This is a genomic window from Geodermatophilus amargosae, from assembly GCF_900116515.1.
GTDB lineage: Bacteria > Actinomycetota > Actinomycetes > Mycobacteriales > Geodermatophilaceae > Geodermatophilus > Geodermatophilus amargosae.
Map to the genome: position 1 here is coordinate 126461 of NZ_FPBA01000004.1, position 12710 is coordinate 139170.

The window sequence follows — 12710 nt, forward strand, 5'->3', positions numbered from 1 at the left end:
TCAGGCGGTGGCGCCCACCACGTCGGCGGCGGTGCCGAGGTCGTCGGGGGCGCCCTCGTCGCGGGCGGGCACGTGCGTCTGCGGCGCGTGCGCCGGCTCCGGCTCGGCGAAGGCCTCCGGCGACGGGCAGGAGCACACCAGGTTGCGGTCGCCGAAGGCCTGGTCGATCCGGCGCACCGGGGACAGGTAGCCCCGGGTGGTCAGCCGGGCCACCGGGAACACCGCCGCCGACCGCGGGTAGGGCCGCTCCCACCCGCCGGCCAGCATCTTCAGCGTGTGCGGGGCGTTGCGCAGCGGGTTGTCCTCGCGGTCGTACTCACCGCTGACGACCTTCTCGATCTCGCCGCGGATGGTCACCATCGCCTCGACGAACCGGTCGAGCTCCGCCCGGTCCTCGCTCTCGGTGGGCTCGACCATCAGCGTGCCGGCCACCGGGAAGCTCATCGTCGGGGCGTGGAAGCCGAAGTCGACCAGCCGCTTGGCGACGTCGTCGTTGGTGATGCCGGTGGCCTTGGTCAGCGGCCGGATGTCGAGGATGCACTCGTGGGCCACCAGGCCGCCGGCGCCGGTGTAGAGCACCGGGAAGTGCTCGCGCAGCCGGGCGGCGAGGTAGTTCGCGCCCAGCACCGCGTGCTCGGTGGCGCGCGTGAGCCCGTCGGGACCCATCAGCCGCAGGTAGGCCCAGGAGATGGGCAGGATGCCGGCCGAGCCGAACGGCGCTCCCGACACCGCCGGGCCCTGCCCGCCGGTCTCGACCAGCGGGTGCCCGGGCAGGAAGGGCACCAGGTGCTCGCGGACGCCGATCGGGCCGACGCCGGGGCCGCCGCCGCCGTGCGGGATGCAGAACGTCTTGTGCAGGTTGAGGTGGCTGACGTCGGAGCCGAACCGGCCCGGGCGGGCCAGCCCGACCATCGCGTTGAGGTTGGCGCCGTCGACGTAGACCTGCCCGCCGGCGTCGTGCACCGCGGCGCAGATGTCGCGGATGTCGGTCTCGAACACCCCGTGCGTCGACGGGTAGGTGATCATGATCGCGGCCAGCCGCTGCGCGTGCTGGTCCACCTTGGCCCGCAGGTCGGCGAGGTCGACGTTGCCGGCCTCGTCGCAGGCCACCACGACCACCCGCATGCCGGCCATGACCGCGCTGGCGGCGTTGGTGCCGTGCGCCGAGCTCGGGATGAGGCAGACGTCGCGGTGCGACCCGCCGCGGGAGGCGTGGTAGCCGCGGATGGCCAGCAGTCCGGCGAACTCGCCCTGCGAGCCGGCGTTGGGCTGCACGCTCACCGCCGCGTAGCCGGTGATCTCGGCCAGCCACGTGCACAGCTCGTCGATCAGCTGCCGGTAGCCGCGGGCCCGCCCGGCGGGGGCGAAGGGGTGCAGCCCGGCGAACTCCGGCCAGGTCACCGCGGCCATCTCGACGGCGGAGTTCAGCTTCATCGTGCACGAGCCCAGCGGGATCATCGTGCGGTCCAGCGCCAGGTCCTTGTCCGACAGCGCGCGCAGGTAGCGCATCATCGCCGTCTCCGAGCGGTGCGCGGAGAAGACCGGGTGGGTCAGGTACGGCGTGCGCCGGCGCAGCTCCGCCGGCAGCGCGTCGGGGCCGTCGTCGTCGAGGGCCGACTCGTCGGCGGCCACCCCGAACGCCTCGGCGACCTGCCGCAGGACCTCCGGCGTCGTCGTCTCGTCGCAGGCGACCGCGACGGTGTCGGCGTCGACCCGGCGCAGGTCGATCCGCCGCTGCGCGGCGGCGGCGACCACCTCGTCGGCCCGGCCGGGCACCCGCGCCTGCACCGTGTCGAAGAAGGACCCGTGGACGACGTCGACCCCGCCGGCGCGCAGCCACCCGGCCAGCGCCAGGGCGCTGCGGTGCACGCGGGCGGCGATCGCGGCCAGCCCCTTGGGCCCGTGGTAGACGGCGTAGGCGCCGGCCATGACGGCGAGCAGCACCTGCGCGGTGCAGATGTTGCTGGTCGCCTTCTCACGGCGGATGTGCTGCTCGCGGGTCTGCAGCGCCAGCCGGTAGGCGACGTCGCCGTCGGCGTCGACCGACACCCCGACCAGGCGGCCGGGCAGCTGACGGGCCAGGCCCTCGCGCACCGACAGGTAGCCGGCGTGCGGCCCGCCGTAGCCCAGGGGGACGCCGAAGCGCTGGGTGCTGCCGCAGGCGACGTCGGCGCCCCACGCCCCGGGCGCCTCGAGCAGCGTGAGCGCGAGGACGTCCGCGGCGACGACCACCGACGCGCTGGCGGCGTGCGCGGCCTTCGCCAGCGCCCGGTGGTCGCGGACGGCACCGCTGGCTCCCGGGTAGGACACCAGGACGCCGAACGCGCCGGCCCCGGGCAGGTCGGAGGGCCACCCGGCGGACAGGTCGGTGACGTGCAGGCGGATCCCCAGCGGCTCGGCGCGGGTCCGCAGCACCGCGAGGGTCTGCGGCAGCGTGTCGGCGTCGACGACGAAGACGGCGTCGGGCCTGGCCCGGCCGGCGCGGCGCACCAGCGTCATCGCCTCGGCGGCGGCGGTGGCCTCGTCGAGCATCGAGGCGCCGGCGACGGGCAGGCCGGTGAGGTCGGCGACCATCGTCTGGAAGTTCAGCAGCGCCTCGAGCCGGCCCTGGCTGATCTCGGGCTGGTAGGGCGTGTAGGCGGTGTACCAGGCGGGGTTCTCGAGGATGTTGCGCTGGATGACCGCCGGGGTGACCGTGCCGGAGTAGCCCAGCCCGATCATCGGGACGCTGACCTCGTTGGCGGCCGCCCGCTCGCGCAGCTCGGCGAGCACGGTGGCCTCGTCGGCGGCCGGGGGCAGGGAGAGCTCGTCGCGGTCGCGCACCGCCTCGGGCACGGTCGCGTCGACCAGTGACTGCAGCGAGTCGTACCCGATCGCCTCGAGCATCGCGGCCGTCTCGTCGCCGCGCGGGCCGATGTGGCGGGCGGCGAAGGAGCCTGCGGGGCTCAGGGAGCGCAACGACGGGAGGGGGCCAGCAGCATCCGCCATTGCCGCGACGCTACCAGCGCTGGAGCGGCCGATCCCGCACGGTGGGACGGCTCGAGCCCCGCCGGACGCCGTCGTCCGGGGTTGCCGGTGTCGCGCGCACTACCGGGTCCGCAGGACCGGCACGGCACGAGGAACACCGGCAGTGCGCCGTCCCCCCTCCGCGCCGCCGGCCCGGACACGCCGAGGGGGCGCCCCGCGGGATGCGGGACGCCCCCTCGGGACGGGCGGGGAGAGCTCAGGCGGGCTGTGCGCGGCGCCGGCGGCGCATCGCCAGCTCGTCGTCCGCGGTGTGCAGCGGCGCGCCGTCCAGCCGCTCGGCGGGCAGCTCGGCCAGCTCACCGGACAGCTCGCGCAGCGCGCCGGACACCGCGATGCCGAACACGCCCTGGCCGCCGGCCAGCAGGTCGACGACCTCCTCGGCCGAGGTGCACTCGTAGACCGTCGCCCCGTCACTGAACAGCGTGACGTTGGCGAGGTCCTTGATCCCGCGGTTGCGCAGGTGGTCGACGGCCTTGCGGATGTTCTGCAGCGACACCCCGGTGTCCAGCAGCCGCTTGACCACCTTCAGCACCAGGATGTCGCGGAACGAGTACAGCCGCTGCGTCCCCGAGCCGGTGGCACTGCGCACCGACGGGGCCACGAGTCCGGTACGGGCCCAGTAGTCCAACTGCCGGTAGGTGATCCCGGCGGCGGCACACGCCGTCGGGCCGCGGTACCCGACGAGGTCGCTGTCGACCTCGTCGTAGTCCGTCACCCCCACGGCGGCGTCGCTGAAGAGCTGACCCTGGGAGCCCTCGCTCTGGTCGCTCACGTCAGCGTCCTCCTTCGAGTCCCGCCACGGGCGCGGCGGAGCGTCCCGGAGTGCTCCCGCTTCCCCACGGGTCACACCGGTGTTGTCCGCGACCGTAAGCCGGGCCCCCAGGGCGGTCAACTGACGCGGGCGGCGTGTCGCCCCATCTACCCCGAGAGGGTGGTATCGGCACGTCCGCGACCGGACTCCGCGATCCGGGACGCGTGTGACGACAGTGACGGGAGTGGTCCCACCCGCCCCGTGCGTTCAGGAGCCGCCGGAGCCCGAGCCGGCGCCGAAGTCCTCGGGCGAGATCTGGTCGAGGAACTCGCGGAACTTCTCGACCTCGTCCTCCTGCTCGTCGGGGATCTCGATCCCCACCTCGTCGAGCAGCTCCTCGGCGCCGTAGATGGGCGCGCCGGTGCGCACCGCCAGGGCGACGGCGTCCGACGGTCGCGCGCTGACCACCCGGTCGTCGCCGAACACGAGCTCGGCGATGTAGATGCCGTCGCGCATCTCGGTGATGTTGACCGCCTCGAGGGTGGCACCGAGGGTGCGCACCACCTCGCGCAGCAGGTCGTGGGTCATCGGGCGCGCCGGGCGCACACCCTGCTGCTCGAAGGCGATGGCCGCGGCCTCGACCGCCCCGATCCAGATCGGCAGGTACCGCTCCCCCTGCGTCTCCTTGAGCAGCAGGATCGGCTGGTTGCCGGGCAGTTCGACCCGGACCCCGACGACTCTGAGTTCCTGCACGGTGTTGCTCCCTCAGCTGCGGCGGTACGGGTGGGCGCCGGTGCGCGGCGGGCGACCGGTCCGGCGGCAGGGTCCACCGTACGCCGGAGTCACGGGCGCAACAGGTCCCGGAGGCGTGCCTCCAGCAGCGCCCGGTGCAGCTGCGCCGACAGCGCGGACAGCTCGGCCAGCTGCTCCCCCGCCCGGGTGCGGGCGTCCTCCGACCGCGACCGCAGGACCGGCGCCAGCAGGGACTCGACCAGCGCGGCCTCCCGCTCGGCACCGTTGCGGAACACCCGCAGGTGCCGCGGCTCGATGCCGTGCCGGGCCAGTCCCGCCGCCGCCCGGGCGATCGGCAGGTCCCCCGCGGGGTGCCGCCCCTCGGCGTCGGGGGCGAGCAGCCCGAACTGGACGCAGTCGGCCAGCTGCACGGGCGTGAGCCCCGCGGCGCGGGCGAACTCGCCGGCGTCCATCGGCCCCGGAGCGGGGGCCGGCTCCTCGTCCCGCCCGCCGTCGTCGTCGACCGCCGGGCCGGGTGCGGCCGGCTCGGACGTCGGCGGACCGGGCGGCGGGGAGCCGGGCACCGGCTGCCCCCGGTCGAGGGCGTCCAGGTGCTCCTTGATGACCCGCAGCGGCAGGTAGTGGTCCCGCTGGGCGGTGAGCACGTAGCGCAGCCGGTCGACGTCGGCCCGGGAGAACTTCCGGTACCCCGACGGCGTCCGCTGCGGAGCCACCAGGCCCTCGCCCTCGAGGAACCGGATCTTGCTGATGGTCACGTCGGGGAAGTCGCCGCGCAGCGCCGCCAGCACCGCCCCGATCGTCAGTCGGGGGGTGCGGGCGTCGGCGGCGCCGTCCCCGTGCGCGCCGGCGGGCGCTCCGGGCACCGGGGTCAGCGGGTGGCGTGCTCGCCGGTGCGCGGGCCGGTGAGGTAGACGAGGCGGAACTTGCCGATCTGCACCTCGTCACCCCCGGCCAGGGTCGCGACGTCGACCGGCTCGCGGTTGACGTAGGTGCCGTTGAGGCTGCCGACGTCGTGCACCGAGAAGCCGCCGCCCTCGCGGTGGAACTCCACGTGCCGGCGGCTGACGGTCACGTCGTCGAGGAAGATGTCGCTGTCGGGGTGCCGGCCGGCGGTGGTGACGTCCTGGTCGAGCAGGAAGCGGCTGCCGGCGTTCGGGCCGCGCTTCACCACCAGCAGGGCGGACCCGGCGGGCAGGGACTCGACCGCGCCGGCGTGGGCGTCGGTGGACGGCTCGGCCACCTCGGGCACGTCGCCGGTGTCCTCGCCGCCCACCTTCGGGATGACGCTGGTCGACTCACCCACGCGCTCCTGGGAGAGGGCGGCGCCGCACTGCGCGCAGAAGCGACTGCCCTCGGGGTTGTCGTGGCCACAACGAGTGCAGTGCACGTCTGTCTCCTCCGGTGCAGGGGGCACCGCCGCGGACGAGGGGGTCTGCCGCGGGCGGCCGGCGGACGACGGCACCGGACGGTGCTGTCGCGGGTCGGCCGCCGTGCGGGGCACGGCGGGCCGTTGGTCATGGAACCAGCGGTGGTCCCGAGGGTCAACCGGACGCCCGGTCGGCGTCACAGCAGCCCCACGAGGCCTGTCGGGGGCCGGTCGAGAGCCGGTCCCCAGGGGAGCATAGTGATCGCCCCGAGGGGCCCGACCGGCCCGGGGGTGCGGTCAGGACGCGCTGACGAGCGCCTCGTACGCGGCGGCGTCGAGCAGGTCGGTGGTGGGGTCGCCGCCGTCGCCGGCCACGGTGATCTCCACCAGCCAGCCGTCGCCGTAGGGGTCGGCGTTGATGGTCTCCGGGGCGGCGGAGAGGGTCTCGTTCACCGCCGAGACGGTGCCGGCCACGGGCGAGTAGACGTCGGACACCGACTTGGTCGACTCGACCTCGCCGATCGGGTTGCCCGGGCCGACCTCCTCCCCGACCTCGGGGAGCTGCACGAACACGATGTCGCCGAGCGCGTCCTGCGCGTGGTCGGTGATGCCGACCCGCACGACCGTGCCCGACCCCCCGCTCCCCTGCACGAGGGCCCACTCGTGCTGGTCGGTGTAGCGGCGGTCGTCCGGGGTGGCCATGCGGCGTCGTCTCCAGGGGTCGGGGGTGGCCCGGCGCCGCGCGGAGCGCTCAGTCGCCGGTGTCGGGCTGAGCGTATTGAGGCTCGTCGAGCGGCCGCAACGCGTCCACCACCACGCGGTCGCGCTGCTGGATGTCGACGCTGCCGCCCTGGCGGCCCACCCGGTCGACGACGCCGCCGGGGATGCTCATCGCCGTCTGCAGGTCCTGCGGGGAGCCGATGACGACGACCTCGTAGGGCGCCGACACCGGCCGGCCGTCGATGCGCAGGTCGCCGGGGGTGCCGGTGACGGCGGTGGAGACGCCGACCCGCACGCCGTCGATCTGCATCGTCTCGGCGCCCGCGCCGCGCAGCTCCTGGACGGCGTCGAGCAGGTCGGCGACGCGCACCTGCCCCTCGGGGTCGCGGATGCTCATCACCAGGCCGGGGCCCTCCGCGGCGACGGTGCCGTTGAGGATCGCCAGGGCGTCGGCGCGCTCGTCGGCGTCCTCGAGGGCGGCGGCCGAGCGGCTGTCGGTGTCGGACAGCTCGCGCAGGGCGCCGCGCTGGTCGGCGATCTGGGCGCGCAGCCGCTCCTCCTCGAGGTCGAGGTCGTCGAGGATGGCGACGAGCTCCTCCTCGCGGGCGCCCTCCAGCGCCTGGCCGGTGTCGGTGCTGCGCACCTGCACCGCGATGGCGAAGCCGAGCAGCGCGGTGAGGACGGCGATCAGCGAGGCGGCCACCAGCCGCTGGCGCCGGCGGGCGGGCGCCGGGGCGGGGCCGGCTGCCGGCTCGTGCGCCGGCGCCGCCGTCGCCTCCCCGGCGGGCGCATCGGCGGGCGGACCGGCGGGCGTCCCGACGTCGTCGGGGCGCGGCTGCTCGTCGTCCGCGGGACGCGGGGTGTCGCTCATGCCCGGAACAGGTGCCGGCGGATGGCCGCGGCGTTGCCGAAGATGCGGATGCCGAGGACGACGACGACCGCGGTGGACAGCTGCGCGCCGACGCCGAGCTGGTCGCCGAGGAAGACGATCAGCGCGGCGACGACGACGTTCGACACGAACGAGATGACGAACACCTTGGCGTCGAAGATCCCGTCGAGGCGGGCGCGGGCGCCGCCGAAGACCGCGTCGAGGGCGGCGACCACGGCGATCGGCAGGTAGGGCTGCAGCCACAGCGGGACGGTGGGGTCGAGGACCAGGCCGAGGGCGATGCCCACGGCCAGGCCGATGACGGGGATCACGGCTCAGCCCCCCGAGCCGCCGGCGGCGGCCTCGGCCGGCTGGCCGTCGAAGGGAGCGGCGGATCGCAGCTCGGGGACTCCCCCGGCGGGCACGGACAGCTCGTCCTCCTGGGCGAACTCGAACAGCAGGCCGTAGGACTCCGAGATGACCGCCAGGGCGTTGACCTCGGGGCTGGCCAGGAACCGCGACCGGAGCTCGCCCGGCTCGCCGACGGCGCTGATCTGGTACGGGTTGGTCACCGGGCGGAAGTCGACGAGGACCGCCTCCCCGGCGAAGCGGATCGCGGTGGTGGGGCCCAGCCGCTGGCCGTTGATCGACACCGCCTCCGCGCCGGCGGCCCACAGCGCGTTGACCACCAGCTGCAGGTCGCCGTCACGGACGTCGCCGCTGCCGTCGTCGGTGCCGCCGACCGGATCGGCGTCGGCGTCGGGCTCGGCGTCGGCCAGGGTGACCAGCAGGCCGGGTCCGGTGACCGCCACGAGGCCGGCGGCGAGCTCCGCGGCGTCGAGGTCGTCGATGGCCCGCTGGCCGACCGCGCTGGCGGCCAGGGCGTCGTCGCGGGCGTCGGCGACCTGCGCGCGCAGGTCCTCCAGCTCGGTGGAGAGGTCGTCGATGGTGTCCGACTGCGCGCCGATGTCCTCGACCAGCGCGCCGCGGACCTCCTCGCGGCCGGCCTCGCCGGAGGCGGCCTGCTCGTAGGTGACGCCGAACAGCAGGCCGGCCGCGCCCATCGTCACCGCGACCGCCAGCGCGCCCAGGCCCCGCCGGCGGCCGTCGGAGGAGTCGCCGGTGGCGGGGGTCCCCCGGCCCGCCCGGGCCTCGGCGGCGCGCGCGTAGGCGGGGTCGAGGGTCTCGGCGAGCACCTGGTCGAGCAGGGAGGCACCCATGGAGCGCACCCCGCCGCCGCGCGGGGGTCGGGCCGGCCGGGTGGCGGTCACGGCGCCGGGCGGGCCGGCGCGCCCGCCCCGGGCCGGGTCCCTCCCGGTGTCGTCCCTCCCGGGGTCCCGGCTCGCTCGGCGCGCACGATCCCGGCCACCTGGACGACGTAGAACACCCCGGACAGGACGTAGAGCGCGCCGCCCCAGATGGTGAACGCCCAGGCCACCGGCTGGACCCACGCCAGCCAGGCGCCCGTCGCGTCGTCGGCCAGGAGCAGCAGCGGGAAGGCGTAGAGCAGGTTGAAGGTGGCCGCCTTGCCCAGGTAGTGCACCTGGAGGGGCTCGTAGCCGTAGACGCGCAGGACGAGCAGCATCAGCCCGAGCACGACCTCGCGGCCGACGAGCACGGCCACCACCCACAGCGGGACGACGTCGCGCAGCACGAAGGCGACGAGCGTCGCGATGATGTAGAGCCGGTCGGCGGCGGGGTCCAGCAGCGCGCCGAGCCGGCTGGACTGGCCGAGGACCCGGGCGAGCTTGCCGTCGGCCCAGTCGCTGACGCCGGCGACCATGAGCACGACGACGGCCCAGCCGTCCTCGCGCGGGCCCAGCAGCAGCCACAGGAACAGCGGCACGCCGAGCAGCCGCAGCACCGACAGCGCGTTGGGCACCGTCCACACCCGGTCGGGCAGCGCGTTGCGGTCGGACACCACCGGCGTCCCCGCCGCCGGGGTCACCGGCACGGCGGCCGACGGCCCCTGCGACGACGTCACTGCTCCTCCACCCCGCTGCACACCGTGCCCGAGGCTAGTCGACGGACCCCGCAGCCCCCCGCCACTCGCGAGCTCGTGGCGGGCCCCCGCAGCGGGGCCGAGCGTCAGGCAGGGACGGCGACCAGCGACGCGGGCGCCGGCTCGTGGCCGAGCGCGCGCCGGCCGAACGACCCGGTGCCGTGGCTGACCGAGCGCAGCGCGCCGGCGTAGCCGAGCAGCTCGATCTCGGGGACCTCGGCGCGCACGGTGGTGCGGTCCCGGTCGGGGTCGGCGTCGCTACCGGTGACCCGGGCGCGGCGGGAGGACAGGTCGCTCATGACCGCGCCCACGTGCTCGGCGGGCACGACCACCTCCACCACGCACCACGGCTCGAGCACCCGCGTGCCGGCGGCCGCGGCCAGCTCGCGGACCGCCAGCGCCCCGGCGGACTGGAAGGCGGCGTCGGAGGAGTCCACCGAGTGCGCCTTGCCGTCGACCAGGACGAAGGCGACGTCGACCAGCGGCCGGTCGTCGTGGACGCCGCGGGCGCACTGCGCGCGGATGCCCTTCTCCACGCTGCCGTGGTAGTTGGAGGGCACCGCTCCCCCGACGACGCGCTGCGCGAAGGTGATGCCCGACCCGGGTGGGCCGGGCTCGGCCTCGACCACGACCACGGCGTACTGCCCGTGGCCGCCGGACTGCTTGACCAGCCGGCCGGTGGCGCGCGCGGGCCCGGCCAGCGTCTCGACCATCGGCACCCGCACCGGCACCGTCGTCACCGCGACGCCGTGCCGGGTGCGCAGCCGCTCGATCAGCACCTCGCCGTGCGCCTCCCCCACGCACCACAGCAGCAGCTGCCCGGTGTCGCGGGAGCGCTCCACGCGCACGGTGGGGTCCTCGGCGGCCAGCCGGGTCAGCGCCGGGCCGAGCCGGTCCTCGTCGGCGCGGGAGGCGGCCTCGACGGCCACCGGGTGCTGCGGCACCGGCAGCTCCCAGGGCGGCACCAGCCGCGGGTCGCCGGGCGAGGACAGCGTGTCGCCGGTCTCGGCCGAGCTCAGCCGGGCGACGGCGCAGACGTCACCGGCGGGGCAGGCGGCGACCGGGCGCAGCGCCGACCCCAGCGGGGAGGACACCGCCCCGATGCGCTCGTCGGCGTCGTGGTCGGGATGGCCACGCTCGGCGCCGCCGTGCCCGGAGACGTGCACCGGGGTGTCGGGGCGCAGGGTGCCGGAGAAGACCCGCAGCAGCGAGACCCGGCCGAGGTAGGGGTCGGTCGTCGTCTTGACCACCTCGGCCACCAGCGGGCCGTCGGGGTCGCAGGACAGCGGCGGCGCCGGGGCCCCGTCGGGGCGGGTGGCCGGCGGGCAGCCGTGCTCCAGCGGGGACGGGAAGCCGTTGACCAGGAGGTAGAGCAGCGAGTCCAGGCCGACACCGAGCAGCGGGGCGGCGCAGAGGACGGGGTGGAAGTGGCCGCGGGCGACGGCGGTGCCGAGGTCGCTCATCAGGTCGCCCTGCACGAGCTCGTCGCCGGCGAGGTAGCGCTCCATCAGCGCCTCGTCCTCGCTCTCGCCGATGATCCCCTCGATCAGCTCGCTGCGGAGGCGGTCGGCGTCCTCGGCCGCCGCCCCGGGCTCGAGCAGGTTGACCACCCCGCGCACGGTGCCGTCGGGGGCGCGGTCGACGAGGTGGACCGGGTAGACGCCCGCGCCGAGCGCCGTCCGGCACAGCCGCACGGTCTCCTCGACGTCGGCGCGGGCGCGGTCGGGCTGGGTGACGACGACGGCGCGCGGCATGCCGACCGCGGCGCACTCCTCCCACAGCGCGACGGTCGAGGCGTCGACGCCCCCGACGGCGGAGACGACGAACAGCGCGGCGTCGGCGGCGCGCAGCCCGGCGCGCAGCTCGCCGACGAAGTCGGGGCTGCCCGGGGTGTCGAGCAGCGTGATCCGGGTGCCGTCGTGCTCGACGGTGGCCACGCCGAGGGTCACCGACCGCTGCTGGCGCACCTCGACGTCGTCGCTGTCCAGGCAGGTGGTGCCGTCCTCGACCCGCCCGGCGCGCGGGAGGGCGCCGGTGGCCACGAGCAGGGCCTCGGCGAGGGTGGTCTTGCCCGCGCCGGCGTGGCCGACGAGCGCCACGTTGCGCACCCGGGCCGGCTCCCTCGGCGCCGGCGCCGGGACGACGTCCCTACCCACGGCCGCCGCCGGGCCGGTCGCTGTCCTGGTGGGGGATGCGCACGGGGACCTCCCGGGCCTCATGGGTCGCTGCGGGATGTGGTGTGGCTCACACCCTGCCCCCGGACGCGCGCGCCGGGCAAGACCCCGGGGACTCAGTCGTCCGGGATGTCCCCCGCCGACCCCACACGGACCTCCGCCGCGCCGCCGGCCCACCCGGCGGGGGCGACGTCCGCGACCACCGCGGTGACGTCGTCCCGGGTGCCGGCGGCCAGCGCGGCCATGAGCAGGCGGGCGGCGGCGGCCGCGGGACGGCGCTCGGCGGCGAGCACCCGCCGCAGCGTCGCGGCCGGGACGACGCCGGACAGGCCGTCGGAGCACAGCAGCAGGCGGTCACCGGGCTCGGCGGCCACCGCGATGAGGTCGGCCGGGCCGGGGTCCTGCGAGCCGCCGAGCGCGCGCAGCAGCACCGAGCGCATCGGGGAGGCCGCGGCCTCCTCGGGCGTCAGGTCGCCCGAGTCGACGAGGGCCTGCACCAGCGAGTGGTCGGTGGTCAGCCGGGTGAGGACGCCGCCGCGCAGCAGCAGGGCGCGGCTGTCCCCGACGTGGGCGACGACGACCCGCCCGTCGCGGGCCAGCACGGCGGCGGTGCAGGTGGTGGCCATGCCGGTCAGCGCCGGGTCCGCGGCGGCGGCCGCGCGGACGGCGGCGTCGGCGGCGGCGAGCGTCCCGGCGAGGCCGGCGTCGGGCGCGGCCTCGGTGCCGTCCGCGCGGGCGGCGGCCGCGCGGCGGACGACCTCGCCGACGGCCACCCGGGCCGCGGTGGCACCGCCCCGGCCGCCACCCACGCCGTCGGCGACGACGAGCAGCCCGGGGCCGGCGTACCCGGCGTCCTGGTCGTGCCCGCGCGGGCCGGCCAGGGAGACCGCGGCGGGGTCGAGGACCAGCCGGTCGAGCCCACCCCCGGCCCGTGCCGGCACCGGCCGCCCGCCGGGCGCCTCGGCCGCGGGGAACCACGGCAGCGGCGTCGACGGGGCGGTCACGGCCGACATCCTGGACCGGACGGGGCCCGGCCGGATCGGAACGCG

12 protein-coding genes are annotated in these 12710 nt (G+C 76.3%); all 12 read right to left on the reverse strand.

Going from position 1 to position 12710, the window contains the following annotated elements:
• On the reverse strand, positions 1-2988 hold the full coding sequence (gene gcvP, locus BM414_RS07795) for an aminomethyl-transferring glycine dehydrogenase (RefSeq protein ID WP_093578876.1): 2988 nt from the start codon (positions 2986-2988) through the stop codon (positions 1-3).
• Positions 2989-3223: 235 nt separating this feature from the next.
• Entirely contained in the window at positions 3224-3799 is a 576-nt protein-coding gene (locus tag BM414_RS07800; RefSeq protein WP_093578877.1) for a MerR family transcriptional regulator, read from the reverse strand.
• 246 nt (positions 3800-4045) lie between these two features.
• Positions 4046-4531, reverse strand: a complete 486-nt coding sequence (locus BM414_RS07805; RefSeq protein WP_093578878.1) for a bifunctional nuclease family protein — start codon at positions 4529-4531, stop codon at positions 4046-4048.
• Positions 4532-4620: 89 nt separating this feature from the next.
• Entirely contained in the window at positions 4621-5394 is a 774-nt protein-coding gene (gene ftsR, locus BM414_RS31315; RefSeq protein ID WP_093578879.1) for a transcriptional regulator FtsR, read from the reverse strand.
• Between the two features lie 5 nt (positions 5395-5399).
• Entirely contained in the window at positions 5400-5945 is a 546-nt protein-coding gene (odhI, locus tag BM414_RS07815) for an oxoglutarate dehydrogenase inhibitor Odhl (RefSeq protein ID WP_093579051.1), read from the reverse strand.
• A 249-nt stretch (positions 5946-6194) separates the two neighbouring features.
• Entirely contained in the window at positions 6195-6599 is a 405-nt protein-coding gene (gcvH, locus tag BM414_RS07820; RefSeq protein ID WP_093578880.1) for a glycine cleavage system protein GcvH, read from the reverse strand.
• 49 nt (positions 6600-6648) lie between these two features.
• Positions 6649-7488, reverse strand: coding sequence for a DUF881 domain-containing protein (locus BM414_RS07825; protein ID WP_093578881.1), 840 nt, complete (start codon positions 7486-7488; stop codon positions 6649-6651).
• On the reverse strand, positions 7485-7817 hold the full coding sequence (locus tag BM414_RS07830) for a small basic family protein (protein WP_093578882.1): 333 nt from the start codon (positions 7815-7817) through the stop codon (positions 7485-7487). The genes BM414_RS07825 and BM414_RS07830 overlap by 4 nt, the downstream gene beginning before the upstream one ends.
• A gap of 3 nt (positions 7818-7820) precedes the next feature.
• Positions 7821-8705 (reverse strand): DUF881 domain-containing protein, encoded by an 885-nt coding sequence (locus tag BM414_RS07835; protein ID WP_093578883.1) that lies wholly within the window; start codon positions 8703-8705, stop codon positions 7821-7823.
• Between the two features lie 47 nt (positions 8706-8752).
• Positions 8753-9469, reverse strand: a complete 717-nt coding sequence (clsA, locus tag BM414_RS07840; protein ID WP_245784563.1) for a cardiolipin synthase ClsA — start codon at positions 9467-9469, stop codon at positions 8753-8755.
• Between the two features lie 104 nt (positions 9470-9573).
• Entirely contained in the window at positions 9574-11643 is a 2070-nt protein-coding gene (locus BM414_RS07845) for an elongation factor G-like protein EF-G2 (protein ID WP_217644604.1), read from the reverse strand.
• Positions 11644-11777: 134 nt separating this feature from the next.
• Entirely contained in the window at positions 11778-12665 is an 888-nt protein-coding gene (locus BM414_RS07850) for a PP2C family protein-serine/threonine phosphatase (protein WP_175551487.1), read from the reverse strand.
• Between the last annotated feature and the right edge of the window lie 45 nt (positions 12666-12710).